The sequence below is a fragment of the Myxococcus hansupus genome (assembly GCF_000280925.3).
In the GTDB taxonomy this organism is placed as follows: domain Bacteria; phylum Myxococcota; class Myxococcia; order Myxococcales; family Myxococcaceae; genus Myxococcus; species Myxococcus hansupus.
This window is the reverse complement of the sequence record NZ_CP012109.1, coordinates 3,787,997-3,813,998: the sequence shown is the minus strand read 5'-3', so window position 1 is coordinate 3,813,998 and position 26,002 is coordinate 3,787,997. Positions and strand designations below refer to the sequence as shown.

Annotated in this window: 27 protein-coding genes; 14 read left to right on the top strand and 13 right to left on the bottom strand. The window is 69.5% G+C overall.

The window, feature by feature from the left end; genetic code table 11:
* Positions 1 to 9 precede the first annotated feature (9 nt).
* From A176_RS14805 to A176_RS14785, 5 genes are read right to left on the bottom strand one after another with little or no spacing between them, the layout of a single operon-like run.
* The gene (locus A176_RS14805; protein ID WP_002639553.1) at positions 10 to 621 is read right to left on the bottom strand and encodes an L-threonylcarbamoyladenylate synthase; all 612 of its coding nucleotides are present in this window, start codon (positions 619 to 621) and stop codon (positions 10 to 12) included.
* Between the two features lie 54 nt (positions 622 to 675).
* Entirely contained in the window at positions 676 to 1,974 is a 1,299-nt protein-coding gene (locus tag A176_RS14800; protein ID WP_002639552.1) for a cation:proton antiporter, read from the bottom strand.
* A complete protein-coding gene (locus A176_RS14795; RefSeq protein WP_002639551.1) occupies positions 1,971 to 3,191 on the bottom strand; it encodes a cation:proton antiporter in 1,221 nt (406 codons plus the stop codon). The genes A176_RS14800 and A176_RS14795 overlap by 4 nt, the downstream gene beginning before the upstream one ends.
* A 32-nt stretch (positions 3,192 to 3,223) precedes the next feature.
* Entirely contained in the window at positions 3,224 to 3,562 is a 339-nt protein-coding gene (locus A176_RS14790) for a hypothetical protein (protein ID WP_002639550.1), read from the bottom strand.
* A gap of 49 nt (positions 3,563 to 3,611) precedes the next feature.
* Positions 3,612 to 4,067 carry a general stress protein gene (locus tag A176_RS14785; RefSeq protein WP_002639549.1) on the bottom strand — a complete coding sequence of 152 codons (456 nt, stop codon included), beginning with the start codon at positions 4,065 to 4,067 and terminating at the stop codon, positions 3,612 to 3,614.
* A gap of 308 nt (positions 4,068 to 4,375) precedes the next feature.
* Between A176_RS14785 and A176_RS14780 the strand changes: the two genes are divergently transcribed.
* Complete coding sequence (locus A176_RS14780) at positions 4,376 to 5,146, top strand: TVP38/TMEM64 family protein (protein WP_002639548.1); 771 nt, start codon at positions 4,376 to 4,378, stop codon at positions 5,144 to 5,146.
* Between the two features lie 2 nt (positions 5,147 to 5,148).
* Here the strand turns inward: A176_RS14780 and A176_RS14775 are convergent, their stop codons facing one another.
* Positions 5,149 to 6,093 (bottom strand): patatin-like phospholipase family protein, encoded by a 945-nt coding sequence (locus A176_RS14775; RefSeq protein ID WP_002639547.1) that lies wholly within the window; start codon positions 6,091 to 6,093, stop codon positions 5,149 to 5,151.
* A gap of 188 nt (positions 6,094 to 6,281) precedes the next feature.
* Between A176_RS14775 and A176_RS14770 the strand changes: the two genes are divergently transcribed.
* Together A176_RS14770 and A176_RS14765 are read left to right on the top strand one after the other, a co-directional pair.
* Positions 6,282 to 6,710, top strand: a complete 429-nt coding sequence (locus A176_RS14770) for a DUF1801 domain-containing protein (RefSeq protein ID WP_226994320.1) — start codon at positions 6,282 to 6,284, stop codon at positions 6,708 to 6,710.
* Between the two features lie 74 nt (positions 6,711 to 6,784).
* Positions 6,785 to 7,405 carry an SgcJ/EcaC family oxidoreductase gene (locus A176_RS14765; RefSeq protein ID WP_002639545.1) on the top strand — a complete coding sequence of 207 codons (621 nt, stop codon included), beginning with the start codon at positions 6,785 to 6,787 and terminating at the stop codon, positions 7,403 to 7,405.
* On the opposite strand, the gene A176_RS14760 is transcribed toward A176_RS14765, so the two are convergent.
* The 5 genes from A176_RS14760 to A176_RS14740 form a co-directional block, all read right to left on the bottom strand.
* Positions 7,393 to 8,892 (bottom strand): phosphatase PAP2 family protein, encoded by a 1,500-nt coding sequence (locus tag A176_RS14760; RefSeq protein ID WP_002639544.1) that lies wholly within the window; start codon positions 8,890 to 8,892, stop codon positions 7,393 to 7,395. The genes A176_RS14765 and A176_RS14760 overlap by 13 nt on opposite strands.
* Entirely contained in the window at positions 8,889 to 9,815 is a 927-nt protein-coding gene (locus tag A176_RS14755; protein WP_002639543.1) for a fatty acid desaturase, read from the bottom strand. Before A176_RS14755 ends, A176_RS14760 begins: the two co-directional genes overlap by 4 nt.
* Positions 9,799 to 10,764 carry a Rieske 2Fe-2S domain-containing protein gene (locus A176_RS14750; protein ID WP_044889184.1) on the bottom strand — a complete coding sequence of 322 codons (966 nt, stop codon included), beginning with the start codon at positions 10,762 to 10,764 and terminating at the stop codon, positions 9,799 to 9,801. The genes A176_RS14755 and A176_RS14750 overlap by 17 nt, the downstream gene beginning before the upstream one ends.
* A gap of 181 nt (positions 10,765 to 10,945) precedes the next feature.
* Positions 10,946 to 11,524, bottom strand: coding sequence for an imm11 family protein (locus A176_RS14745; protein ID WP_002639541.1), 579 nt, complete (start codon positions 11,522 to 11,524; stop codon positions 10,946 to 10,948).
* A gap of 3 nt (positions 11,525 to 11,527) precedes the next feature.
* The gene (locus A176_RS14740) at positions 11,528 to 12,130 is read right to left on the bottom strand and encodes an AHH domain-containing protein (protein WP_226994319.1); all 603 of its coding nucleotides are present in this window, start codon (positions 12,128 to 12,130) and stop codon (positions 11,528 to 11,530) included.
* A 362-nt stretch (positions 12,131 to 12,492) separates the two neighbouring features.
* On the opposite strand from A176_RS14740, the gene fdh reads away from it, so the two are divergent.
* The 3 genes from fdh to nrfD are packed head-to-tail and all read left to right on the top strand — an operon-like array spanning position 12,493 to position 17,702.
* Positions 12,493 to 15,765, top strand: coding sequence for a formate dehydrogenase (gene fdh, locus A176_RS14730; RefSeq protein WP_082282744.1), 3,273 nt, complete (start codon positions 12,493 to 12,495; stop codon positions 15,763 to 15,765).
* Positions 15,766 to 15,768: 3 nt separating this feature from the next.
* On the top strand, positions 15,769 to 16,566 hold the full coding sequence (locus A176_RS14725) for a 4Fe-4S dicluster domain-containing protein (protein ID WP_002639537.1): 798 nt from the start codon (positions 15,769 to 15,771) through the stop codon (positions 16,564 to 16,566).
* A complete protein-coding gene (gene nrfD, locus A176_RS14720) occupies positions 16,563 to 17,702 on the top strand; it encodes an NrfD/PsrC family molybdoenzyme membrane anchor subunit (RefSeq protein ID WP_002639536.1) in 1,140 nt (379 codons plus the stop codon). Before A176_RS14725 ends, nrfD begins: the two co-directional genes overlap by 4 nt.
* Before the next feature lie 57 nt (positions 17,703 to 17,759).
* Here the strand turns inward: nrfD and A176_RS14715 are convergent, their stop codons facing one another.
* Positions 17,760 to 18,797, bottom strand: a complete 1,038-nt coding sequence (locus A176_RS14715; RefSeq protein WP_002639535.1) for a zinc-binding dehydrogenase — start codon at positions 18,795 to 18,797, stop codon at positions 17,760 to 17,762.
* A gap of 328 nt (positions 18,798 to 19,125) precedes the next feature.
* Here A176_RS14715 and mbhE point away from each other — a divergent pair, with 328 nt between their 5' ends.
* The 8 genes from mbhE (at position 19,126) to A176_RS14675 (ending at position 25,613) form a co-directional block, all read left to right on the top strand.
* Positions 19,126 to 21,435, top strand: a complete 2,310-nt coding sequence (gene mbhE / locus A176_RS14710; RefSeq protein WP_002639534.1) for a hydrogen gas-evolving membrane-bound hydrogenase subunit E — start codon at positions 19,126 to 19,128, stop codon at positions 21,433 to 21,435.
* Entirely contained in the window at positions 21,432 to 21,875 is a 444-nt protein-coding gene (locus A176_RS14705) for a Na(+)/H(+) antiporter subunit B (protein WP_002639533.1), read from the top strand. The genes mbhE and A176_RS14705 overlap by 4 nt, the downstream gene beginning before the upstream one ends.
* 3 nt (positions 21,876 to 21,878) lie before the next feature.
* The gene (locus tag A176_RS14700; RefSeq protein ID WP_002639532.1) at positions 21,879 to 22,238 is read left to right on the top strand and encodes an NADH-quinone oxidoreductase subunit K; all 360 of its coding nucleotides are present in this window, start codon (positions 21,879 to 21,881) and stop codon (positions 22,236 to 22,238) included.
* Positions 22,235 to 23,740, top strand: coding sequence for a proton-conducting transporter transmembrane domain-containing protein (locus tag A176_RS14695; protein WP_002639531.1), 1,506 nt, complete (start codon positions 22,235 to 22,237; stop codon positions 23,738 to 23,740). The genes A176_RS14700 and A176_RS14695 overlap by 4 nt, the downstream gene beginning before the upstream one ends.
* Complete coding sequence (locus A176_RS14690; protein ID WP_002639530.1) at positions 23,737 to 24,210, top strand: Na+/H+ antiporter subunit E; 474 nt, start codon at positions 23,737 to 23,739, stop codon at positions 24,208 to 24,210. Before A176_RS14695 ends, A176_RS14690 begins: the two co-directional genes overlap by 4 nt.
* Positions 24,207 to 24,488, top strand: a complete 282-nt coding sequence (locus tag A176_RS14685) for an MrpF/PhaF family protein (protein ID WP_002639529.1) — start codon at positions 24,207 to 24,209, stop codon at positions 24,486 to 24,488. Before A176_RS14690 ends, A176_RS14685 begins: the two co-directional genes overlap by 4 nt.
* Positions 24,485 to 24,862 carry a monovalent cation/H(+) antiporter subunit G gene (gene mnhG, locus A176_RS14680; protein ID WP_002639528.1) on the top strand — a complete coding sequence of 126 codons (378 nt, stop codon included), beginning with the start codon at positions 24,485 to 24,487 and terminating at the stop codon, positions 24,860 to 24,862. Before A176_RS14685 ends, mnhG begins: the two co-directional genes overlap by 4 nt.
* A 226-nt stretch (positions 24,863 to 25,088) precedes the next feature.
* Complete coding sequence (locus tag A176_RS14675) at positions 25,089 to 25,613, top strand: hypothetical protein (RefSeq protein WP_049872305.1); 525 nt, start codon at positions 25,089 to 25,091, stop codon at positions 25,611 to 25,613.
* A gap of 4 nt (positions 25,614 to 25,617) precedes the next feature.
* Here A176_RS14675 and A176_RS14670 read toward each other — a convergent pair whose 3' ends face one another.
* Positions 25,618 to 25,998 (bottom strand): cytochrome C oxidase subunit IV family protein, encoded by a 381-nt coding sequence (locus A176_RS14670; protein WP_044889181.1) that lies wholly within the window; start codon positions 25,996 to 25,998, stop codon positions 25,618 to 25,620.
* Positions 25,999 to 26,002: the final 4 nt, after the last annotated feature.

Sequence of the window (26,002 nt, the reverse complement as noted above, 5' to 3'; positions counted from 1 at the left end):
TCTCGGGTTCTAGTCCTCCAGCCTACCCTTGCCTTGCCGTAGGATTTCAAGTGAATCGCCGATGAGTGAAATCACCGTCGACGGCTCGTTGAGCGTGACACCCCCGTCAAGGATGAGGTCCAGGCCGTGTCCCAGCTCGGCCTTGATATCCTTTGCGTCCGTGAGGGGCTCACCCTCCGTGTTGGTGGCGGAGGTGGTCACCAGAGGGCGGCCGAGTGCGCGGGCCAGTTCGCGGACGAGCGGTGAGTCAGGCACCCGGATGCCTACCTGCTTCTGCTTCGACATCATCAAATCGGGCACCAGGCGCGTGGCTTCCAGGATGAAGGTGAACGCACCCGGAGTGAGCCCCTTCATCGTCCGGTACGCGAAATTGCTCACGTGGGCGTAACGGGCCACATCCGACAGGTCCGGGCACAGGAAGGACAGCGGCTTCTTCTTGTCGCGGCCCTTGAGTTGATAGAGGCGCTCGATGCCCTTCTTGGAACTCAAATCACAGCCGAGCCCGAAGTACGTGTCCGTCGGGTAGGCCAGCAAGCCGCCGCGCTCCAGCACCTCCACCGCGCGCTGGAGATGGCGGGGTGACGGGTGCTCCATGTCCACCTCGAGGATGGGTGCGGCCATGATGTCCTCCGTGCCTCCTGAGTAACGGTACTGCCAGGTTGGATGCCTGACAGCCTATGCCGTTCCCTGGGCGTCGTCCGCGCGGATCTCTCCGGAGGCGGCCAGGGCCCGCCGCGTGAGCACCGGCCCCACCAGTTCGTGGGCGGTGATCATGGCCACGATGAGCACTTCCACCTGGGGACCAAAGGTCGGAAACGTCCTGGACACCAGCGCCGCCAGGCCGAAGGTGACGCCCGCCTGGGAGATGAGCCCCATCCAGAGGTAGCGCCGCATCCGGGGATCCTCGACGGGGGCGAAGCGGCGGCAGGAGAACCAGATGGCGGCGCCTCGCAAGGCCACCAGCAGCAGCGCCGCGGGCCCCACCGTCATCAGGGTGTCCAGCTTCAACCCGGCGCCCGCCGCGGCGAAGAAGAGCGCGAACACCGGCAGGCCCGCTTGCTGGATGGCGTGGTGGATGCGCTCACCGGCGTGCTCGTCCAGGTTGGCGATCAGCGCCCCGGCCGCCAGCGACACCAGCAGCGGGGACAGGTGCAGGCGCGTGCCCCCTTCCGCCGCCGCGAAGCACAGGCCCACCAGGAACAGCGGCAGCTCGCGGTTCACCCCACGCATGTAGACGAGCATTCCCACCGCCAACACCAACCCCACCACCACCGAACCGAACAGCTCCCACCCCACCCCGCCGAGCAGCTCCGTCACGTCCAGGCCGCCGCCGAAGCTCGCCTTCGTCAACCCCGCGGCCAACGCGAAGGCCACCATCACCAGCAGGTCGCCGATGATGACCAGGGCCATTAAGAACTCGGTGAAGGTGCCCCGGGCGCTCGTCTCCTGGACGATGGCGATGGTGACGGTGGGCGAGAACGACACCACCACGGTGGAGAGCAGCGCGCTGACCGCCAGGGCCTGCGGCATCGTCAGGTCCGCGAGGAACGGCAGCAACGGCTTGAGCGCGAAGGTGGCCGCGAAGCACACCAGGAACGTGGCGCCGCACACGCCCGCGCACAGCAGCGCCACCCGCGCGCCCACGCGCCGGATGAGCCCCAGCCGCAGCTCCGTGCCGGCCACCAGGGCGATGAGGCTCACCGCCAGCCCCTTCACCAGCTCCAGCCCCTTCACCCCCGCGTTGGGGATGAAGCCCAGCGCGTAAGGCCCCACCGCCACGCCCACCAGCAGGTAGCCGGTGAGGCGGGGCAGCCCCAGGCCCTTGGCCACCTTTCCCGCGAACAGGCCGCACAGCAGCAGCGCGCCCGCAGCCAGCATCACCGGCGTCCCCGAGTCCGCGCGCAGCACCTGCGCCCGGCTGATGATGGCCAGCAGCACCATCAGCAACAGCAGGCGGACGACGGCCCCCCTCATGCGGCCACCTTCGTGTCAGGGGCCGTGGACGGCATGACACCCTTGGAGGGGTCCACGACGTACTGGAAGGCCTGTCCGGCCAGCAGCTCGTTCACCACCGCGCCCATCACCACCACATCCAGGACGCGCCGGGCCAGCACGCCCGGAACGAGCATGCCGTACTCCGCCACCAGGCACAGCGCCAGGCCACCCTGGGCGATCAGCGCGTACCCGAGCCGGGGCGGCAGCACGAGCGCGGACTGCGCCAGCCGCCCCGCGAGCCGACCGCCCACCATCTTCCCCAGGAAGCGCAGGCCCACGAACGCGGGCATCAGCACCCACGCCCAGTACTCCCGCGCGTGCACCGAGCACCCGACCAGGAACACCAGCACCAGGAACACGGGCCGCTCCACCCGCCCCAGCGCGCGCGACACCCGCTCCGCGACCCGGCCGCCCACCACCGCCAGCGTCGCTCCACAGGCCACGCCGGCCAGCAGCGGCGATACGCGCAGGTACGCCGCGGCGCCACCGACGAGCGCCACGCCGCCCAGCGTCACCGTGGTCAGCTCCGCCAGGTCCTTCAGGGAGTGCGTGAGGAAGGCCAGCAGCGCGCCGCACATCACGCCCAGCAGCAGGGCCAGACAGACGAGGCCCAGGCCTTCGCCCACGTTGTCGGCGGAGCCGATCATCAAGGCCAGCGCCAGCACGCCCAACCCCACCGCGTCGTCCAACATCGTCAGCACCGCCACGCCCAGGCCGCGCGCGCGATCCAAGCGCCCCGCCCGGTACGCGAGCACGGCCGAGTGGCCCGACGACAGGCTGGCCGCCGCGCCCAACATCGCCGCCGCGCCGAGCGCGCCCACCCAGCCCCGCACGGACGTGAAGATGAGCGGCACCCACAGCGGCAGGGCCACGAAGAAGAAGGCCGTGCCCGAATGGGCCATGGCGGACAGGTAGACGGGCCGCGGCAGCGACCGCAGCAGCCGAGGCTCCAGGTTGAGGCCCAGCAGCACGCCCGCGGTGCCCAGGCCCAGCGCCATCACCGGCCGCAACGCCTCCAGGTTCCGTTCGGAGAGCAGCCCGGAGACCGAGGGCCCCAGGAGAATCCCGAGCAGGACGAAGAGAAAGCCGCTGGCCGCCAGTCTCGCCAGCGCTGGGAAGCGCCCCGGGTCCAGCGCGCGGCTGGAGGCGAGCAGCGACAGCGCCGCAATGGAAAGAAAGACGAGCAGCGCTTGCACAGGCCGTGCTTATACCGACGGGAGGCTCCCCGTCACGAACGGCGCTGCGTGGGCGCTGAAATCACTGGCATGGCAACCAAACGGCCCATGGGTGGATCGTCCGCGTCCATTTCCAGTTGGACGCGCTGGACCAGCCGCTCCATCTCCTCCGCGGGAAGCCCCGGTAACAGGCTCACCAGGAGGACGCGATCATCGTCCGCGCCCAGCGCCAGGCTGCGAAGGCCCGCGAACACGGGCACCTCGGCGGACAACGCCGCCGCCGCGCTTCGTGCCCGGATCACCCACGGCTCCGGGATGCCGAACTCCCGGAGCCGGCGGATGGCCCGCTCAGTTGCTTCCATCTGTTCGAGGAACGTGATGACCAGGTACACGCGGCCCTCTTAGCCGGTCCGCGCTCCTGGTGCCACGCTCCGCGAGAGCCTACTCATTCTGGTTCGGACCCGCCGGCTCCCCAGAAGGCGCGGGAGCCTGAGAAGCCCCCTCTTGCGGCTGGGCTCCACCCGCCGCCCCTTCCTGGGCCGCCATCGCGGCACGCGCGGCGCGCTTGCCCTCTTCGATGAGCTTCTTCACCTTCTGCCCACCCTTGCGGCCAATCTCCTCGTAGAAGTTCGGTCCGCGGGTGGCCTTGACGCGATCGCCACCCTTCTTGCCGATCTCCTCGTAGAACTTGGCGCCGCGCTCGGCCTTCACCGTCTCGCCGCCTTTTCGTCCGATCTCCTCGTAGAAGGAACGACCGCGCTCGGCCTTGACCGTCGCGCCGCCCTTGCGGCCGATCGTCTCGTAGAACTCGCGGCCGCGCTCGTTCCGGACCGTTTCGCCACCCTTCCGACCCGCTTCGGCCACCGTCATGCTGCCCTTGTTGTCCTTGTCCGACATTTCGCCATCTCCTCTCGTGACTTCCCCAGCCCTCGCCTCAGTGCCCCTTGCCTGAAACCTTGGGACGGAAGCGCCCCGATGCAAGCAAGCTCCGTACACCGCCAGCCGTTCACGCCTGCTACGTCGCACGAAAACACCTGTAATTCCGTGCATTTGGCAACGCCTGCCGAGCATTCGGACCGGGCGGCGGGCTGCCCGGTCGGACGCTTTCATGTTGGAAACACCCCACTGCACATTGCGGATTCCCGAAACCACCTTCACTTTCAGGCCCACGGCGCGGCGGAAGTGGGGCCGCGGGGAGGCATGGCGTGGCGCAGTCGGTGAAGACCTGGCTTCGGGTATTGGCCCCGATGCTCGCGTCCGTAGGAGGTCTCGTCGCGCTCCGGCTCCTGGGGCCGGACGTCGTGGACCAGCAGCGGCTCGCGGGCTGGCTGGAGCCCCTGGGGAACTGGGCGCCCATTGCATACATCGGCTTCCTCGCCATCCGCCCCCTGACGTTGCTTCCGGGTCAACTGCTGACCGCCGTGGGCGGCATGATGTTCGGTACGCTCGCAGCGACCCTCTATTCACTAACGGGCAGCTTGCTGTCGGGCCTCCTGCTTTTCGCGGGGGCGCGCAAGCTGGGCACGGGACTGATGAAGCGCCTGGCTGGCAGCAAGTACCCCGCACTCGTGCGGGCGGCTCGGCGCAACGATTTCCTCTTCGCGTTTTCAGCCTGCATCAATCCGCTCTGCCCCACGGATGTGATGATCGCCGCGGCGGCGGCCAGCGGCGCGAGGCTGGGGCCCACGGTGGCCGGCGTGATGTTGGGCACCATCCCGGGCACCTTCCTCACCGCGCAGCTCGGCAGCGGCCTGGCGCAGGGGCGCACGGTGATGACGGGCGTGTCCGCCGTGGGACTGGTGCTGTCACTGGTGCTGGGCGTGTTCGTCGGGCGGCGCTTCTACAAGGAGATCAACGACACGCCGCCAGCGCCTCCGGATCACGTGACGCCGCCCGCGGCTCCCGCGCCAACGCCGACCTCTCCGCCGCCGCACGGGCTGGGCACGCATGAAACGGCCAAGCCCGCGGCGCTCTAGCGCTAGGCGTGCATGGGCGGTTCCGGGAAGAGCTCCACCCGGCGCTGCACCCGCTCGCCAGGGCCCACGCCCGTGGGCAGCGAGACGGCGCGGGCCACCTCTTCCCCATGCCGCAAGCGCATGCGGATGACCTCCGGCGAGAAGTCGAGCATGTCGCCCATGGGCCGCCCGGGCTCGATGACGGTGATGCGGCAATACCGGTAGGGAATGCCGTCTGGGCGCCGGACCGTGAGCCCCGCGTCATAGGCCTGACGAACGATGTCGTTGATGCGCACGAAGGCATCCACGTCGTTGAGCAGGATTTCGTTGAGGGTGATGTCCGTGAGGCTCCGCGTGGCCACCTCCAGCAGGTTGGCCGGCGGGCGCGCCCGCTCGATTTTCGACGGTGAGCAGGCGATCACGACAATCTCCGTGGGGCCGAACTCCAGCGCGTCCCCCAGGGGCGTGGCGTTGCGCAGGCCGCCATCCACCAGGGCCGTCGCCCCCACGGGCTCCCAGAGGATGGGCAACGTCGCGCTCTGCCAGACGGCGTCCAGGAAGCCCTTGTCGTCGCTGGGCACCAGCTCGTAGTTGCCGGTCACCAGGGACACGCGCCCCACGTGCGCGGGGACCCGGAAGGCGCGGCCCGCGAGGTGCCGCTGGATGAGCTCCCGCATGGGCGTGTTGTCGTAGAGGCCCAGCTTGCGGAACAGCCCCACGCGGAGCGCGACCAGCGGCCAGGGCAGCTTCCGGTACAGGTCCGCCTCGCGGATGTTCAACCAGATGTCATTCATCTCCCGGTAGGCCTGCTGCGCCACGAGCGCCGCGTTGAGGGCGCCCACGGACACGCCGAAGACGCGCTCCCACTGGAAGCCATGCACCTCCCGGAGGACGCGCTCGGCACCCACCTGGAAGGCACCCTTGGCCCCTCCGCCGGAGAGCACGAGCGTTGCGGGACGATCCATCATGGCACCCCTCCTGGGAAACGAACCTGGCGCAGATGGATAGGGGCGTGCCAAGGGCGCAGGTATCACCCCGGGGACACCTCGAATGGTGACTTCCATGCGCTGCCCACCGCGGGCGCCACGACGCGCGCGTCGAAGGACGTGATGGCGGCCGTGGACGTTTCCTTCCACCGGTGAACACAATGGCCGCGATGCCAACCACGTGGACCGATGCCGATCCGTTGACGTTCCTCGCCAAGGTGACGCCCGCAGGGCGCCGTCGCGACGCCCAGACGCTTCTTGACTTGATGCGCGAGGTGACCGGGCTCGAGCCGAGGATGTTCGGTCCCTCCATCCTCGGGTTCGGGGAGTACGCGTACCAGTACGCGAGTGGCCACAGCGGCATCGCCCCCGCCGCGAGCTTCTCCCCGCGCAAAGCGGCGACCGTCGTCTACCTCGCGGACGGCCTTGAAGCTCACGCCGCTGCGCTCGCGAGGCTCGGTCCGCACTCGGGCGGCACCGGGTGCCTGTACATCAAGGACCTCTCGAAGGTCGACCTCGCGGTGCTCACCGGCATCCTCCGCGCCTCGCTCAAGACGGTCACCGCGGAGACCTTCGGCAAACACGGCCAGGGAGGCTGAATGGGGGGCGCCTCGCGACGTACCGTTGCCCCCGGATGGCCTAGGATGGGCGCCTTCACCCCTGTGGAGCCTCGATGACTCGCAAGTCTGGCTGTCTGGTGGCGCTGCTGATCGCCCTCCTCCCGACCGCGGCCCTGGCCCAGCCCGCCTCCGGCGACGACGCCACCCATGACGCCTTGCGCGTCCTCAAGCAGCAGATGGAGGACGCTCTCAACGCCCAGGACCTGGACGGGCTGCTTCAGCACCTGCACCCGGACGTGTCCTTCACCACCATGAACAATGACGTGCGCGTGGGGAAGGACGCCATCCGCGCGTACTACGACGAGATGATGAACGGTCCCAACAAGGTCGTGGACCGCATCCAGGCGAAGTTCGAGGTGGATGACCTGACGCGGCTCTACGGCGACACCGGCATCGCGCGGGGCTCCTCCCGGGACCATTACGTGCTGACCGACGGCACGGACGTCGTCATCCATGGCCGGTGGACCTGCACGCTGGTGCGGGAGGGAGACCGATGGATGATCGCCGCGTTCCACTACTCCACCAACGTCTTCGACAACCCGCTGCTCACGCGCCTGAAGCACCTGGCCCTGGCGGCGGTGACCGTCACGGGGCTGGGCGCGCTGGTGGTGGGCGCCGTCCTGGGACGCAGGTCACGGCGAAGGCAGGCCGCGTCAGGCGCTCAGGCGTCTTGAAGCCGGACCGCGGCGGCCTCGCGAAGGAAGGGATGCCGCCGGGGCAGACGCCGGGCCCAGAACGACTCGATGGACCGGTGGAACAGCCGGAGCAGCGGCAACCCCGAGCGTCCCTCGAGCGCGGCCAATTGCCTTCCTGAAGCCTCCAGCAGGACTCGGGCCCGCGCGTGTTCCGCGGTCATCCACGCTCGGCCCGTGGCCGTGCCCACGAGCCCCTCCAGCGTCGCCGGTTCCCCGCCCTCCGTGCGGACAGCAGCAGCCACCTCCTCTGGCACGTTGTAGAGCCCCTGTGCGAGGTCTTCCCGGAGATCTCGCATCGCCGAACACCAGCCAAACGCATCCAGCAACGCGGGGGCGTCGTGCGCGCGCAGCTCCGCACCGGCGACGCTCAGCATCAGGTTCACGGACAGGCGGAAGGTTTCTCGCTGCTGGGCACGCAGCGCGTCCTCGCTCCACCACTGTCCGTCCTTTACCCGCTCGCGGTCCTTGCGCATCGTCCGCATGAGCGTGAACACCTCGGCCCGCGCCGCGTCGCCCTCCAGGCGCGACAGCAGCGTGAGCCCCAGCGTGGCCGCCGTCCCGGTGTCCTGATTGCTCCCGGACTCCAATTCGACGAGGAGCCGGTCCACCCAATCGAGCGGCTCGCCTTCCACCGTGCGGTCTCCATCCAGGACGTCATCGACGAGTTGGAGGAAGCAGAAGCCCACCCGCGCCGTATGGGCCTGACGCCACCACCGGCTCACCGAATACACATAGAGCCCCGAGGCAATCAGCCCGTAGCGGATGTGGCGGCGGGTGAAGCGGACCAGCTCCCGTGCACACAGGGCTTCGACCTGCAGGGTGTGCAACACGGACTCACGGCGCGCCCACGGCGCCACGAGCCGCCAGGTGCCCCACGCCAGCGCGGCTCCCGCCACGACGTCCACCACATGGTGCTCATGGATGAGCAGGGTCGACGCCGCGATGGCTGCGGCCCAGAGTGCGAAGAAGGTCCGCGCGAGCCACCCCGCTCGCTCCGCGTACGCCAGCGCCGCCGTGCAGGCGAAGGCCACGTGGAGGGATGGCAGGTAGTTTCGCTCCAGGTTCATCGTGTCGGCCAGTTGGAACACCCCCGCCCAGGGGCCCTCGACGAAGCGAGGCGGCCAAGACACCTCGACGGGCAGCACGAGGAAGCACAGCGCGCCCACCACCGTCTCCACGCTGAGCGCCAGCGCGAACGGCACCATGTCCCGCCACGTCCGGAAGACGAGCAGCGAGAGCAAGAGCAGCACGTCCATGCTGACGTACACGAGTGCCCAGGCCGGGATGAACGGGATGTGAAGCTCGTACGGAAGGTCCACCCGGATGCCTCCCGGATAGAAGCCCGTCACCCAGCTCGCGCCGCCGTAGACTCCGACGAAGAGACACGCGAAGCCGACCGCCATGGCGCTGGTGCGCGCCAGCTCCTCCCGACGCGGCCAGCCGAAGAGCGCGGGGCGCGGGTTCATCGTTCCTCCACGGAGACCGGCAGCGGCCGAGGTCCGCGCCACATGGACAACCAGACGCGCAGGAAGGATGGCCGCTCGACGTCCGGCTGTACGTACCGGCCCAGGTAGAGCCAGGGCACGTGCGGATGCCGGTGGTGGGCGCGGTGGTAGTGGTAGTTGAGGAACAGCCAGCGGACCGGCGCGGCCACGCGCAAATCCCACGCGCCATCCCGTACGTGCAGCGGGGACCACGCATGGTCCGCGTACTGGAGCGCGCTCCAGTTGACCGCGAAGGCCGCGTAGCACACGCCCCACCCCGTCACGGACAGGTCCAGCCCCACCACGAGCCCGGCCTGCACCAGCGCGGCGAGCAGCACCTCTCCGCGAATGGCGCCCCCCGGAGCCGCTTCCAGCCGTCCCAGATAGGCGTCCGCGCCCGTCTGCTCGCCGTAGCGCGTGCCCGTCCCGCGCAGCCGGTGCAGCAAGCCGGGGAACAGCGCGAACAGCACCGCGCCCACGGGCACGAAGAACCAATAGATCCCCGTGAGGATGGAGTACCACTGCGCGCGCTTGAGGAAGCGGTTGTCTCCGGGACGGAAGTAATCGAACTGCTCCAGCGCCGTCCGGTTGTTGCGGTGGTGATTGAGGTGGAAGGCCCGCTGCATGGTGAAGGACGTGGGAAAGAACGTCGCTGCCACGCGCCCGAGCCAGTCGTTCACCTTTCGCTGGGGATGCAGCACCCCGTGCGTCGCCTCGTGCAGCAGGGAGAAGACGGTGTTGTTGACGAACGAGAACACTCCGGCCGCGAGCAGCCGGACCGGCCACGTCTCCGCGCGCGACGCCAGCCACAGGGCGCCGGCACCGGCGGACATCGCGCAGGCGAGGAGCGCGACATTGAGCGTGGCGGGGATGGGCGTCTCCGCGCCCTCACGCGCGCTCGTCATCAACGGCCTCCGGAAGGTTGGAGGTGAAGTCGAGCACATGCAACAACAACGGGTCCTCCGCCGCCCCCGCCCGGTTGAAGCGCATGCCGTCCAGCACGGAGAGGTCCCTCCGAAGGAACGACGTGAAGAGCCACCGCGCCACCGCGAGCTTCAACACCTCCACGCCGGGAATACGGCAGCGCCGCGTGGCGAAGGCGAGCCGGACGAAGAGGCCCTCGGGGGTCTGCTGGAGTCCCGCCATCAACGCGCTGCGCGTGCGGCCCAGGTCGCTCTCCACGGACAGGAGCGTGCCGCCATGCAGCGTCAAGGTGACGCGGATGTGGTCGCCCGACAGGAACTTCATCACCCGGTCGCTCATCCCCGTCCCCGTGACGCGGGACGTGTAGCGGACGCGCAGCGTGAAGGGGTCCTCGCGCTCAACGATGGGCTCGTCTCGCAACGCGCGGTGATGCACTGTGCGCAGGTGCTCGAGGTCGAATGCGTTCGCCACCACCGGGAGCCAGTCGCAGCGCACACGGAACGCGGGCGCGAGCCCCCATCGCCAGTCATCTCCGCCCACGCGTGGCGGCGGGAAGAGGACCACCGGCCCGTTGAAGACGAGGATGGCGCCGTGCCGCTCCACCACCGGAAACGCCCGCTGCCCGGGACGCCCGCTGCGCGCGCAGGCGCCGCTCCCTTCGAAGCGCCAATGATGCAGGGGGCAGCGCAGTTGGTCGCCCACGACGGTGCCGCCCCCCAGATGCGCTCCCATGTGCGCGCAATGCGCTGACAACGCATGCACCGCGCCGCTCTGTCCCCGGAAGAGCACCAACTCGCGTGCCCCCAGGCTCCAGCGCATCACCTGCCCGGGACGAAGCGCTTGCGAGGGACATACGAGGTGCCACGCCCTGAGCCGTCCCAACTCGGGATGCCGCACCGGTTCCGCCCACGAGGCGATCCTCACCACCATGTCGAGACCCTAACGGACCGTCCCCTCCCCTGGCCATCGGTATGCCGAGGCGCCGGGCCCTCCGGGTCCTCCTCGAAGGCACGAGCGCACATGCTGGCGAACATCCGCGAGCGCCGTCCGGCATCGGGCTCGCTTCAGGGCAGCCATCTCCAAGGCACTGCGGTCCAAACGGCTGCGTTCGTCAGCGGAACGCCGACGCGTCGCCCCACTCCGCCACGGGGATGAAGCGCAGGCCTACGGGAGGCGGCGTCAGCGAAAGGGCTCGGTTCACCACGCTGAGGTGGAAGAGGAAAATGGCGGCCCCCTCCAGGCGAAACGCCAAACGCTCCTCGAGCGGAACGGCGTCGAGTACCCCCGTATCCAGCTCGAGGCGGTCCACCGCGATCAGTACCCGTCCGGTCGCTGTCTCCTGAAACACCGAGCGCTCCCTGTCGAGGCAGTCAATCGCCCGCCAGACGTGGAGCAGCCAGTACCGCAGGACGTAGTTGCCCGCGTGGACGTCCGCTGGAACGAGTTGGACCCCATGCAGGTTGGCGTTGGCGAACACCTCCATGAGGCGGGTGGACACCACGGGCGCCGGCAAAGCGTGGTGGTCCGCCATCACGGGATGGGGTGGCACCGGTTCAGCCAGCTTCAACTTCACGGGCGCGTGTACGTCCACCGGCTTCCTTTTGCGGAAGGCCATACCGGACTGGTCCCATGCGAGAAGCGGGTGCTCCTGCGAATGGGTGCGCGTGAGAACGAAGTACTCGGTCTGCATGCCCTACTCCCCCACCTGGAGCGCTCGCCGTGCCAGCGGCTGGTGGGTGCTCGGGTGGCGGACACCGTGGCGCCGAGAGCGGGGACATGGGACGCGGGGCTTCCCCTCGATGCTGGAGACGCCGGAGCAGCCCCTTCCGCCAGGCAGGTAGTCCTGCCCATCCGAGGTGAGCGTCCAACGACCTTTCGCAAGCCGTTCGAGGATCGTGCGGCTCAACTGGTCCAACTCACCCGTCAGCTTCGAAACGTCTGCACAAAACAACCCGTCAGCGACGGCTTGCGCAATGCCCTCCAGGAGACGTGCCACGGCGCCGGGGTACGCCAGGTCCATGTCGAAGGCCCAGCCACCCGAGTGAGGCCCGACATGGACTGGGACGTGAAGCTCGCACGCCACGGCCAGCACCATGGGCAGCATGACCCCGTTCTCCCTCCGGTTGATGTCGTAGCCGAAGTCCCGACAAAACTGGGCCCAGTCCTCGTCGTCTGCCATGGCTTCCGAGCAGATGAGGTGATGGGCGGCGATGGAGCGGTGCCCCGTGTACCAGGGGTGTTCTTTGGACTCGCGCCCCGCCAGGATGTTTTCGCGCAACTCCGTGGAGTTCCCCACGTGCCAGCCCCATGCGGCGGCGAGCTTGTGCCACGCCTTCCCGCAGTACTCACAGGGCGGCCGAGGGGGCGGCTTCGGGCCGTCTCCGGGTTTCGATTGCAGGAATCGGACACGGGCTCCACGGATGATGACGGACATGCCCGGAAGCACACACGCTAGCGGCTCAGAGCTGAATACTCCCTGGGGGGGATACTGAGCACGCCCCACGCGCGGTGGATTCGAAGGCACATGCACGCACGCCGGCGAACATCCCAGCTCCGCGAGCGTCGCTGGTGCAACAGCGAGCCACGTCCCGCACCCTGCATCCAAACCCGTGCGGCACCATCATCACCCGCGACCGTTCATCACGCGGAAGGTGGCTGATGGGACTCTTCGATCTGCTGGCCCGCTGGCCCCTGCTGCGGCAGGTGAAGACGGGAGACGCCACCGCGCTGGGCGAGACGGCGATGTCGGAGCGCAGCCGCTCGCTGGAACCCCGCACCGCCCGCGCGGACCGCGTCGTGAAGTCCGTCTGCCCCTACTGCGCGGTGGGCTGCGGGCAGGACGTCCATGTCCAGGACGGCCGCATCCTCGACATCGAAGGCGACGCGGACTCGCCCGTGTCACGGGGACGGCTGTGCCCCAAGGGCTCCGCCACCTTCCAGCTCGTCACCGGGACGCACCGGGTGAAGGACGTGCTCTACCGTCGGCCCGGCGGACGGGAGTGGGAACGCATCCCGTTGGAGCAGGCCATGGACATGGTGGCCGACCGCGTGAAGCGCACCCGCGACGCCACGTGGGAGGCCACGGACGCCCACGGCCACGACGTCCGGCGCACGCTGGGCATCGCCCACCTGGGCGGCGCCACGCTGGACAACGAGGAGAACTACCTCATCAAGAAGCTCTTCACCGCGCTGGGCATCGTCCAGATCGAGAACCAGGCCCGAATATGACATTCCTCCACGGTGCCCGGTCTGGGCATCACGCTTGGACGTGGCGGAGCCACGACCTTCCAGCAGGACCTGGCGAACGCTGACTGCATCGTCATCCAAGGGTCCAACATGGCCGAGTGCCATCCCGTGGGCTTCCAGTGGGTCATGGAAGCGAAGGAACGGGGTGCCACCATCATCCATGTGGACCCTCGGTTCACGCGCACCAGCGCGATGGCGGATCTCCACGTGCCGCTGCGCGTGGGTTCGGACATCGCGTTCCTCGGCGGCCTCATCCGCTACGTGCTGGAGAACGAGCGGTACTTCCGCGAGTACGTCGTCCACTACACCAACGCCGCGAACATCCTGCGCGAGGACTACCAGGACACGGAGGACCTGGACGGCCTCTTCAGCGGCTACGAGCGCGAGCAGAACCAATACGACTCCGCCACCTGGCAGTACGAAGGCGTCGAGGGCGCGATTCCCGCGGCGGGACACAAAGAGGTCTTCGCGGAGCCCGGCGCCGGTGCGCGCGGGGAAACCGGCCACCTGCCCCCCTTCGAGGCCCCCAAGGACCTCACGCTCCAGCATCCCCGATGTGTCTTCCAGGTGCTGCGGCGCCACTTCCAGCGCTACACGCCAGCCATCGTCTCCAAGGTGTGTGGCGTGTCCGAGGCGCAGTTCCTGAAAGTGGCGGAGGCGCTCTGCGCCAACTCGGGCCGGGAGCGCACCAGCGCCTTCTGCTACGCGGTGGGCTGGACGCAGCACTCGGTGGGCGTGCAGTACATCCGCACCGCGACCATCCTCCAACTGCTGCTGGGCAACATCGGGCGTCCCGGGGGCGGCATCCTCGCGCTGCGAGGCCATGCTTCCATCCAGGGCTCCACGGACATCCCCACCCTCTACAACCTGCTGCCCGGCTACATCCCCATGCCGTACTGCGAGCACTCGAGCGTGCTCGACGAGTACATCGAGGACCACCAATCCAAGACCGGTTGGTGGCACCACTTCCCGAAGTACATCGTCTCCCTGCTCAAGGCGTGGTTCGGCGACGCGGCCACGGCGGAGAACCACTACCTCTTCAGCCACCTGCCCCGGCTCACCGGAAACCATTCGCACATGCAGACCGTGGCGGACATGGCGGACGGCCGGCTCCAGGGCTACTTCGTCATGGGCGAGAACCCCGCCGTGGGCTCCATGAACGGCGCGCTTCAACGCCAGGGACTGCGGCAGCTCGACTGGTTGGTGGTCCGCGACCTCACGCTCATCGAGACCGCCGAGTTCTGGCGCACCGCCCCGGAAATCCAACGCGGCGACGTGAAGACGGAGGACATCCGCACGGAGGTCTTCTTCTTCCCCGCCGCCGCGCACACGGAGAAGGACGGCTCGTTCACCAACACCCAGCGGATGCTCCAGTGGCACCACAAGGCGGTGGAGCCGCCGGGTGACGCGCGCAGCGAGCTCCATTTCATGTACCACCTCGGCCTGCGGCTGAAGGCCCGCTACGCCACTTCGCGCGAGGCCAAGGACCGGCCCCTCCAGGACCTCACGTGGGACTACCCCACCGTGGGCCGCGACGCGGATCCCGACGCGGAGGCCGTGCTCCACGAAATCAACGGCTACCGCGTCGCGGACAACGCGCCCGTGAGTGCCTTCACGGAACTGAAGGACGACGGATCCACCGCGTGTGGCTGTTGGATCTACGCGGGATGCCGGGCCAACGGCGTCAATCAAACCGCGCGCCGCAAGCCGGGGCGCGAGCAGACCTGGGTTGCCCCCGAGTGGGGCTGGGCGTGGCCGGCCAACCGCCGCATCCTCTACAACCGCGCCTCGGCTGACCCGTCGGGCCGCCCGTGGAGTGAGCGCAAGAAGTACGTCTGGTGGGACGCGGCGAAGGCGCGGTGGACCGGCGAGGACGTGCCGGACTTCATCGTGGACCGGCCGCCGGACTACCGGCCCACGCCGGATGCCCGGGGCATGGAGGCGCATTCAGGGACGGACCCGTTCCTGATGCTGGCGGACGGCCGGGCCTGGCTCTTCGCACCCAGCGGACTGGTGGATGGCCCCCTGCCCACGCATTACGAGCCCGTGGAGTCCCCGGTGCAAAACGCGCTCTACGGGCAGCAGTGCAACCCGGCCCGGAAGGAGTGGCGCCGGCGCGGCAACCCGTACCACCGCGCCTGGAGCGACCCGCGTTATCCGTTCGTGCTCACCACCTACCGTCTCACCGAGCACCACACGGCGGGCGGCATGAGCCGTTGGCTGTCGTGGCTCAGTGAGCTGCAACCCGAGCAGTTCTGCGAGGTCTCTCCTGAACTCGCCCACGAGCGAGGCCTGACGCATGGCGGCTGGGCCACGCTCCGCACGGCGCGCGGAGACCTGGAGTGCCGGGTGCTCGTCACCCCGAGAATCCCCACGCTGAAGCTCAACGGGACGTGGGTTCACCAGGTGGGCATCCCCTACCACTGGGGCGTGACGGGCCGCATCCGGGGAGACGGCGCCAACGAGCTCACCGCCCTGTTGGCGGACCCCAACGTGGACATCCAGGAGTCCAAGGCCCTCACCTGCGACATCGTCGCGGGACGGCAGGCCACGGGTGCTCGCGCGGCGACGGGTGCCACGCAGCCCGCGCTCCCGCCGGGCCTGCCTCGACTCCACCGAGACAGCCCTTTCCTGGGCGACGTCTCGCACGCGACGACGCAGGAGCCGGACACAGAGGAGTCATAGGCCATGGGACAGAAGGGCTTCTTCACCGACACGACCGTCTGCATCGGCTGCAAGGCCTGCGAGGTCGCGTGCAAACAGTGGAACCAACTGCCCGACGACGGCTTCCACTTCACGGGCATGTCCTACGACCAGACGGGCGCGCTGGGCGCGTCCACCTGGCGGCACGTGGCCTTCGTCGAGCGGCCGGTGCCGATGCCCGGCGTGTCCACGGCCATCGCGGACTTCTCGTGGCTGATGATGTCGGACGTGTGCAAGCACTGCCAGCGCGCGGGCTGCCTGGAGGCCTGCCCCACGGGCGCCATCATCCGCACCGAGTTCGACACCGTCTACGTGCAACCCGACGTGTGCAACGGCTGCGGATACTGCGTGGCGGCCTGCCCTTTCGGCGTCGTGTCGCGCCGGGAGGACGACGGCCGGGCCTGGAAATGCACGCTCTGTTACGACCGGCTCGGCGAAGGCATGACGCCCGCTTGCGCGAAGGCGTGTCCCACCGAGTCCATCGTGTTCGGGGACCTGGAGGTCCTGCACGCGCGCGCGGAGGCTCGCGTGGAGAGCCTGCACGCGCGTGGCCTGACGGACGCGTACCTGTACGGCAAGGACGCGGTGAACCAGCCCGGCACGGGAGGACTCAACGCCTTCTTCCTGCTGGTGGACCGGCCCGAGGTCTACAACCTACCGCCCGACCCCGTGGTGCCCACGATGAAGGCCCGCGAGTCCTGGACCGCCGTGGCCGTGGGCGCGCTGGGCATGGCGGCGGCGGCGCTGGGCGCGGTGTGGCTCGGCAAGGAGCGGCGCGGATGACTCGGCCTGGAGAGCCCACGGAGACGCTGCTGGACACGCTCCAGCGCAAGCGCGACGGACGCAACGTGGACCCCGCCATGGGAGTGCTCAGCGGCGAGGGTGCCCAGCAACGGGTGAAGACGCTGGAGCGCGCGCCGGGCCTCCGCCCTTCCAGTGACGGGGACGCTTCTTCCGAGGCCCCGAGCTACTACGGGCTCCCCGTCCTCAAGGAGCCTGTGTGGATTGCGTCGGTGCCCATGTACCTCTACGTGGGCGGCGTCGCGGGTGCCACGAGCGTGCTGGGCCTCGCGGCGGACCTGGTGGGAGGACGCCGGCTGCGAGGGCTCGGGCGCCGCTGCGTGTGGTTGGGCACGGCGGGCGACCTGGTGAGCGCGGGGCTGCTCATCCATGACCTGGGTCGGCCGGAGCGCTTCCTCAACATGCTGCGCGTCTTCCGGCCCACGTCGCCGATGAGCATCGGCTCTTGGGTATTGGCCGCATCGGGGGCCTTCAACACCCTGGCGCTGGTGCTGGGCCACCGCCGGGGTCTGACAGGGACGCTGGGCCGTGCCGCTGGCGCGAGCGCCGCGCTGCTGGGGCTGCCGCTGTCCGGCTACACGGCGGTGCTGCTCACGAATACAGCCGTGCCGCTGTGGCAGTCCATGCACCGCTCGCTGCCCCTCTTCTTCATGGCTTCGGCGACGGCGGCCTCTGGCGCGCTGATGTCGCTGCTACCGCACGCACGCCACGAAGCGCCGGTGCTCCGCGCCTTCCGGGTCGCGGGCAAGGTGGCGGAGCTGGCGACGCGGGTGGCGGTGGAACGTGATGCCGCGCGCGTCCCCGAGGTCATCAGACCGCTGCGGGAAGGACTCCCAGCCGCGCTGTGGAAGGCGTCGAAGCTCTGCGCGGGCGCGGGGCTGCTGCTGGATGTGTTGCCCCGGCGCACCCGCGGGATGGCCACGGCGGCGAACGTCCTGACGACGGTGGGCGCGGTGGCGGCACGCTTCGCCATCTTCCATGCGGGCAAGGTCTCCTCCCGCAATCCGCAGGCGACCTTCCAGGCCCAGCGCCAGGGCCTCGGCGCGGCGGAGGTCACCGGCCACACGGCGGCGTCGGACGGCAAGCCGTTGAAGTTCCCGCTGCCCGTGGTGCGATGAGCCTGAAGCGCGCGGTTGGCGCCACCTCGGGCAAAGCAGTGAGGCGGCAGGCGTCGCTCAAGGACGGACGAGCACCTTGAGCGCCTCGCGCTTGTCCATGGCCCGATACCCGGCGGGAACCTCGTCGAGGCTGACCGTCCGGTCGAAGACCTTGCCGGGATGGACCTTCCCCTCCAGCACGCCGGGGAGCAGCCGCTCGATGTACGCGCGGGCGGGCGCCGGGCCTCCCGTGAGTGTGATGTTGGGGCCGAACAAGCTGCCGAACCCCACGGGGGCATTGTCGTACTGAGGCACCCCAACGCGGCTGATGACGCCCCCCGGCCGGACGACGCCCACGGCCATGTCATAGGCGTCCGGGTAGCCGACGGCTTCGATGACCACGTGGGTCCCATCGCCGCGAGTCAGGTCCAGCACCCGGGCGATGCCTTCCGGTCCGCGCTCGGCGACCACGTCGGTGGCCCCGTACTCACGCCCCAGGTCCGTGCGCCGCTGATGGCGCCCCATCAGGATGATTCGCTCCGCGCCGAACTGCCGCGCCGACAACACGGCCATGAGGCCCACCGCGCCATCACCAATCACGGTGACCGTCGTTCGCGGAGTCACGCCGGCCTTGAACGCGGCGTGGTAACCGGTGCCGTAGACATCGGACAGCGTCAGGAGCGACGGCAGCAGCGCCGAGTCCTCCCCCACGGCCACCTTGACGAGCGTGCCTTGCGCCTGTGGCACGCGCACCGCCTCGGCCTGCGCTCCGCCAACCCCGCCCGAGGCCCAGAAGCCGCCATTCCGACATGACGTGTGCAGCCCCTCGCGGCAGAACTCGCAGGTGTTGTCCGAGTAGGCGAACGGCGCGATGACGACATCCCCCTTCCGAAGGCCCGACACCGAGGCCCCCAGCTCCTCGACCACGCCGAGGAACTCATGCCCCATGGGCGTCCCCTCCCGCGAGGGTGCCATCTGGTGGTACGGGTGGAGGTCACTTCCGCAGATGCATGCCCGAAGTACGCGCACGACGGCGTCCGTGGGAAGCTGCAACTTCGCGTCGGGGACGTGCTCCACGCGCACGTCGCCAGCGCCGTACATCACTGTCGCTCGCATTCGTCGATTCCTGGTCCAGAATTGAGTCGTCTCGACCAGAGATACGCGCCGGCTCCTCGGTGGACTAGGCGCCCCGGGGTCGAAAGGTCGTTAAGCCATTCTGAACAATGGAATCCGGCGCCTCGTCGCAGGTGATGTGCGGCGGCGGCAGCGGCACGTTCGAGTCGACCCATCATCCGCCCGTCCAGCGGCCGGGGCGGCCCCCGGGCACTGTTGGACAGTTCCCGCCCTGGGAATCACGGGGAATGTCCACCATTGGCCCCAACGCCGAGCGTGCAAGGAAGAAGCCTAGGAGCCCGCGTCCCGCAATGGCCTGCTGGCGCCGCCCATGGCTCTGAGCATTGTCTTCTCCGTTCCCTTCATCGCCGCCGCGTTGGCCGTGCTGCTCACGCGGCTGGGCCGTGCAGGGGCCGGCTGGGTGCTTGCCCTGTTTCCCGCGGGGCTGGCTGTGTGGTTCAGCGCGCAGGTCCCAGCGGTGGTCAGTGGAGAGGTGCGCGCGGTCAGCGTGAAGTGGATCCCCTACCTGGGCATCGACTTCGCGCTTCGGCTGGACGGCCTGGCCCTGTTGATGGCGTTGCTCATCACCGGCCTGGGCACGCTCGTGGTCATCTACGCGGGCCGTTATCTGGTGCATCACGAGGTGCTGGGCCGCTTCTACGGCTGGCTGCTCCTGTTCATGGGCGGGATGCTGGGCATCGTCCTGTCGGACAACTCGATCCTGCTCTTCATCTGCTGGGAGGTGACGACGTTCAGCTCGTTCATCCTCATCGGGTTCGAGCACAAGGAGGACGCGGCCCGCGAATCCGCACAGCGCGCCCTGCTGATAACCGCGCTGGGGGGACAGTCCCTGCTGGTGGGCCTGCTGTTGATGGGGGACGTGGCGGGGACGCTGTCGATTTCCCAGACCATCGCCTCCTCGGAGACGGTGCGCGCCAGCCCGCGCTACCTGGCCATCCTGCTGTTGGTGCTGGGTGGGGCCTTCACCAAGTCCGCGCAGATGCCGTTCCACACCTGGCTGCCGGGTGCGATGACGGCGCCGACACCGGTGAGCGCGTACCTCCACTCCGCGACGATGGTGAAGGCCGGCGTGTTCCTGCTGGCCCGCATGGCACCGGTGCTGGGCGGCACGCCGCCCTGGGAAACCGTCCTGACCGTGGTGGGCACGGTGACCATGGTGCTGGGCGCGCTCCTGGCGCTGGGCCACACCGACCTCAAGCTGGTGCTCGCCTACGCGACGGTGAGCGTCCTGGGCGCGCTGGTGATGCTGCTGGGCCAGGGCACGGCGGAGGCCATCCAGGCCATGGTCGCGTTCCTCACCGCCCATGCGCTCTACAAAGGCACCCTCTTCCTGGTCGCGGGCTCCGTCGACCACGAGACGGGAACGCGCGACCTGACGCACCTGAGCGGGCTGCGCAAGCACCTGCCGTTGACGGCCGCCGCCGGTGCCGCCGCCGCGCTGTCGATGATGGGCGTGCCGCCGCTCTTCGGCTTCGTGGGCAAGGAACTCATCTATGAAGCCTGCTTGAAGGGCCCTGGCGGATGGCCGCTGGCGCTCGCGGCCATGGTGGGCTTCGGCGGCATGGTGGCCGCGGCGATGCGGGTCGGCGTGCAACCCTTCACGGGCCGGACCTTCCGCGCGGACAAGCCCGAAGCCGAGGTCCACGAAGCGCCGCCGTCGATGTGGCTGGGGCCCGCGGTGCTCGCCGGCCTCGGGCTCGTGCTGGGCCTGGTGCCGTGGGTCCTCCAGCCGCTGTTGGCCACGGCCGCCGTGGACATCGGCGGGAGCCAGGCCGCGGACCTCGAGCTGACGCTGTGGCACGGCGTGACACCGGCGCTGGGGCTGAGCGCGGCGAGCCTCGCGCTGGGCGGCGGGCTCTTCGCGCTGCAGAAGCCCCTGCTTCGCGGCTTGCAGTCGCTGAACCTGAGCCGGCACGGGCCGGAGCAGTTCTACCAGGAGACGCTGAGCGCGCTCATCAAGCTGTCCTCCAACGTGACGCGGCTGATCCAGAACGGCTCGCTGCACCAGTACATCGTCGTCACCATGGCCACCTTCGGCGGGCTGCTGGGGCTGGCGGTGGTGCTGCGGTTGGGGACGTGGCCCCAGGGCGTCTCGCGCGCCATCCTGCCGCACGAGGTGGTGGTGCTGGTGGGCATCCTCGTGGCGGCGGTGCTGGCGGTGGTGTCGAAGTCGGCGCTCACGTCCATCCTCGCGCTGGGAGCGTTGGGCCTGGCGGAGGCGCTGCTGTACGTGTTCTTCGCCGCGCCGGACCTGGCGATGACGCAGGTGGTGGTGCAGACGCTCACCGTCATCCTGTTCGCGTTGGTGTTCTCGCGCTTCCCGGTGCAGCCCCATGAGCATCGCTTCCGCTGGTGGACGGCGGTCCTGCCCCTGACGGTGGGCGGGCTCATCACCTGGACGCTCCTGCACGTGGCGTCGGTGCCGACGCACCGGAAGCTGGCGGACTTCTATGCGTCGCAGAGCGTGCCCGGCGGCAAGGGGCTGAACATCGTCAACGTCATCCTGGTGGACTTCCGGGCGCTCGACACCCTGGGAGAGACCGCCGTGCTGGCGACGTCCGGACTGGGTGTCTATCTCCTGTTCCGCACGCGCTCGCAGCGAAAGAAGAGGCAGGTATGAGTCCCGTGGTGATGCACACCGTGGCGCGGATGATGGCGCCGGTGCTGCTGCTCGTCTCCCTGGTGCTGGCCGTGCGCGGCCACGACATCCCCGGCGGGGGCTTCGTCGGAGGCCTCATGGCGGCCACCGCGTTCGCCTTGCAGATGGTGGCGTTCGGCCGTCCCGCCGCGCGCAAGCAGTTGCGAGTGCATCCCACGCGGCTCGCGGCGGCGGGGCTCCTGGTGGCGCTGGCCAGTGGCATCCCCGCGATGCTGGGGGGCCGCGAGTTCCTGTCGGGCCTCTGGGGCCAGCTTCCCCTGCCCTGGTCGGACAGCTTGAAGCTGGGCACGCCGCAGCTCTTCGACGTGGGCGTGTACCTGGCGGTGTTGGGCACGGCGATGGCGTTCATCCTGGGCATGGGCCGGGGTGAGGACACGACCGCTCCGGACTCGAGGGCCTAGCGCATGGAGATGTTCCTCTCGATCACCGTGGGCGTGCTCTTCGCGGCGGGGCTCTACTGCCTGATGCTCCACAGCGTGGTGCGGCTGGCGCTGGGGCTCGTGCTGCTGGGCAGCGCCACCAACCTGCTGCTGTTCACCGTCAACGGGCTTCAGCGAGGCTTCGCGCCCCTGGTGCCCGAGGGGGAGCAGGCGCTCTCCGCGCCCTTCGCGGACCCCGTCCCGCAGGCGTTCATCCTCACCGCCATCGTCATCAACTTCGGTCTGCTCGCCCTGCTCCTCGTGCTGGTGCACCGGGCGGCCCAGGAGACCGGGACCGACGACACGCGCGCGCTGCGCACCGAGCTGAAGGACTCTGAACAATGACCTCGGCCACGCTGCTCAGCCTGCCCATCATCCTGTGCCTGGGCGCCGCCGCGGCGGGGCAGCTCATCCCGTCACGCGCGTGGCCCCGGCGGTGGCTGGCGCTGATGACCATGATGGCCGTCACCGTCGTGGGGGCGATGCTGCTGGTCACCGTCCGCCGAGACGGTGTGCAGGCGGCGCAGATGGGCGGCTGGGCGGCGCCCTTCGGCATCACCCTGGTGGCCGACCTGCTCAGCGCGCTGTTGGTGCTGGTCTCCGGCGTGATGGGCCTGACGGTGGTCTCCTATTCGGCGGCCACGCTGCCCGCCTCCCGGGAGGCCGGGGCCTACTATCCGCTGGTCCTGGTGCTGGTGGGCGGTGTGTGTGGCGCGTTCCTCACCGGGGACCTCTTCAACCTCTTCGTGTGGATCGAGGTCATGCTCGGCGCCTCGTTCGTGCTGCTCGCGCTGGAGGCGCGTCAGGAGCAGCTCGAGGCGTCCATCAAGTACATGTCCCTGAGCCTGATGGGCTCGGTGGTGCTGCTGTGCGCGGTGGGCCTGCTCTACGGCGTCGCGGGGACGCTGAACCTGGCGGACCTGTCCGTGGTGATTCCGGATTCGGACCAGCCCAGGCTGCTGACCGCCGTGTCCATGTTCTTCCTGGTGGCCTTCGCGCTGAAGGCCGGGGCCTTTCCGCTCTTCTTCTGGCTGCCGGCCTCGTACCACACGCCCCCCGCGGCGGTGACGACGCTCTTCTCCGCGCTGCTGACCAAGGTGGGCGTCTACGCCCTGGCGCGCATCTTCACCCTGGTCTTCACCCGGGACACGCAGCTCACCAGCACCCTGCTGCTGGTCATCGGCGGGCTCACCATGGTGACGGGCGTGCTGGGCGCCGTGGCGCAGTACGACATGCGACGGCTGCTGTCGTTCCACATCATCAGCCAGATTGGCTACCTCATCGCGGCGCTGGGGCTGCTCACGCGCGGCGCGCTGACGGCGCTCATCGCCTTCCTCCTCCATTACATCTTCGCGAAGTCGGCGCTCTTCCTGGTGAGCGGGGCCACCGCGCGCGTCACGCGCACCTACGACCTGCACCAGATGGGCAACCTGTACCGGACACAGCCCCTGCTGGCGGCGCTCTTCTTCGTCCCCGCCTTGTCGCTCGCGGGCGTGCCGCCCTTCTCCGGGTTCTTCGCCAAGCTGGCCGTCATCCAGGCCGCGCTGCGAGCGGAGAACTGGGCCATCGCCGGCACGGCGGTCGTCGTGGGCCTGCTGACCCTGTTCTCGATGATGAAGATCTGGCGCGAGGCCTTCTGGAAGGCGCCGCCGGAGAACCAGCCGCAGGAGCCCAGCCGTCCGTTGAGCCTGGGTGACGGCGTGCTGGGACCGTGCATGGCCATGACGACGTTCATGGTCGTCCTGGGGGTGGGCGCCGAGCCGCTGATGGAGCTGGCGGACGCCGCGGCGGGCCAGCTCCTCGACCCCGGCGAGTACGTACAGGCGGTGATGGGAGGACGCCCATGACGGCCTTTCTCTGGAACCTGATGCTGGCGCTCCTCTGGGCGGCGATGCTGGGCGCCGTCACAGCGGAGAACCTCATCACCGGCTTCGTGATTGGTTTCCTGGTGCTGGCCCTGGTCGATACCGAGCACCTGCCGTCCCGCTACGCGACTCGGACCTGGAACGTGGTGCGGCTGGTGGCCCGGGTGGGCTGGGACGTGCTGGTCGCCAACGCGCGGGTGTCGTTCGAAATCGCCACGCCGAAGCTCCGCACCCGCCCCGCCATCTATCGCTACGACATGGAGGCGGAGACGGACGCGGAGATCACCCTGCTGACGCTCATCGTCACCTTCGCGCCGGGCACGCTGGGGCTGGAGGTGTCGGAGGACCGCAAATCCATCTACGTCCACGTGATGTTCGCCACCACCCGCGAGGCCTTCTGCCGGGAGCTGCGCGAGCGTGTCGAGATTCCCCTGCTGAGGGCCCTGCGATGAGCACCTGGCTTCAAGTCATCACCCAGGGGGCCCTGGGCGCGATCTCCATCGCGATGCTGTTCTCGTTGCACCGGCTGGTCCGCGGCCCCTCGTTGACGGACCGGGTGGTGGCCCTGGATTTGTTCTCGCTCCAGACGGCGGCGGTCATCACCGTCTACGCCCTGTGGGTGGGCCAGCCCGAGCTGGTGGACGTGGCGCTGGTGCTGGCCGTCATCGGCTCGATGGGCACCATCGTCATCGCTCGGTATCTGTACAGCGCACGAAGGGGGCAGCGATGAAGGAGATTCTCACCGCGATACTGCTCGTCACCGGCGCGCTGCTGATGCTCCTCGCGGGGCTGGGCTTGTTCCGGATGCCCGACCTGTTCCTGCGCCTGCAAGCGGCGGCGAAGGCGTCGTCGCTGGGCGTGGGACTCCTCATGGGCGCGGCGGCGCTGGGCCTGGGCGACGTCAGCGTGGTGGCGCGCGCCGCGCTGGGCGTCGCCTTCGTCTTCGTGATGACCCCGGTGGCCACGCTGCTCATCGCCCAGGCGGCGTTCCGCGCGGGCATCCCGCTCTGGGAGAAGACGCACCAGAACGACCTGGAGGAACACCACCCCGCCGGAGGCCCGTACGAGCCGAGCCTCGGGCCGGATGGCGAAGACTGGGAGTAAGGGCTCCGCCGAGGCACCGCGCGGACAGCCGCCCTCGTACGGAAGAGCGTTCCTCGCGGCGGTTCGAGAACACCTCCACCCCCGGGGTGTCGAACAACCGCCACCGCGCCTTCGCCGCCGCGTGTCCGGGTGGCCTTCCGTCAGGCACGCCACCACGGTGAAGGCGCACCGCCATGCGGTCGGCCGACACGCGGAAGGTGGACGACATGGAGCATCCCCCCGAGGCTTGTCCGACGACGTCACGACCGATGGCAGCCTGGAACGGGACGTGCTCCTCGCGGGGGGACTCGCGGGCACGTTGGGCGCGGGCGTGATGGCCGTGCTGGCCATGTTGCTCGGAACCGTGGCGCATGGAGACCCGTGGTACGCGCCCCGGCTGGTGGGGGGCGTCTTCTTCCGTCACGCGCCCACCGGCGATGTCGCCGTGCTGCTGGGCTTCGCGGTCCACTTCGCGACGGCGGGGGGACTCGCCACCGCCTTCGCCTCGATGGTGCCTCGCGGCGGTACGGCGCTGGCGCCCCTGATGCTGGGCTTCCTGTTCGCGCTGGCGCTCCAGGCCGTCATGCCCTCGCTCGTGGTCCCCTGGGCATCACCGCCCCTGGCGCGCGCGGAGCCCTCCCCGGCGGCGCTGTTCCTGCTGCACCTGTCCTTTGGCGCCTGCCTGGGTGCGCTGCCCGCCGCCCGGAGGGCCTTGCTGAGACTGACGCGGCTCCGTCATCGCGCCGCCGCGTCCGCGAGGGCGCCACGCTGAACCCTCAGGGCAGCCGTTGCCAAGGCGGAGCCACGCGAGGAGGCCCCTCCCGCTCCTGCCCCGGCAGCCGGGACACGGGGAACGGCCCCGGTGGCAACGTTGGCCAGACTCGCGCCGCGGCCTCCGCCAGCACCAGCCCTATCAAGATGACGACGAACACCCCCGCGGTGCCCACGACGAGCCGGGGGCCGCCGGGCCGCTCCGTCAGGTGCATGTAGAAGCAGGCAATCAGCGCCGCCTTCCCCAGCGCGATGCTCAGGGCCACCGGCACGGCCCACGCGCCCAGGTGCGCCCGGGACAGCAGGAAGGACAGCGCGGCGAGCCCCAGCAAGGCCACGCCCACCCCCAACACCTGGCCCACACCGTGACGGCCTCCGTCGCGCATGCTC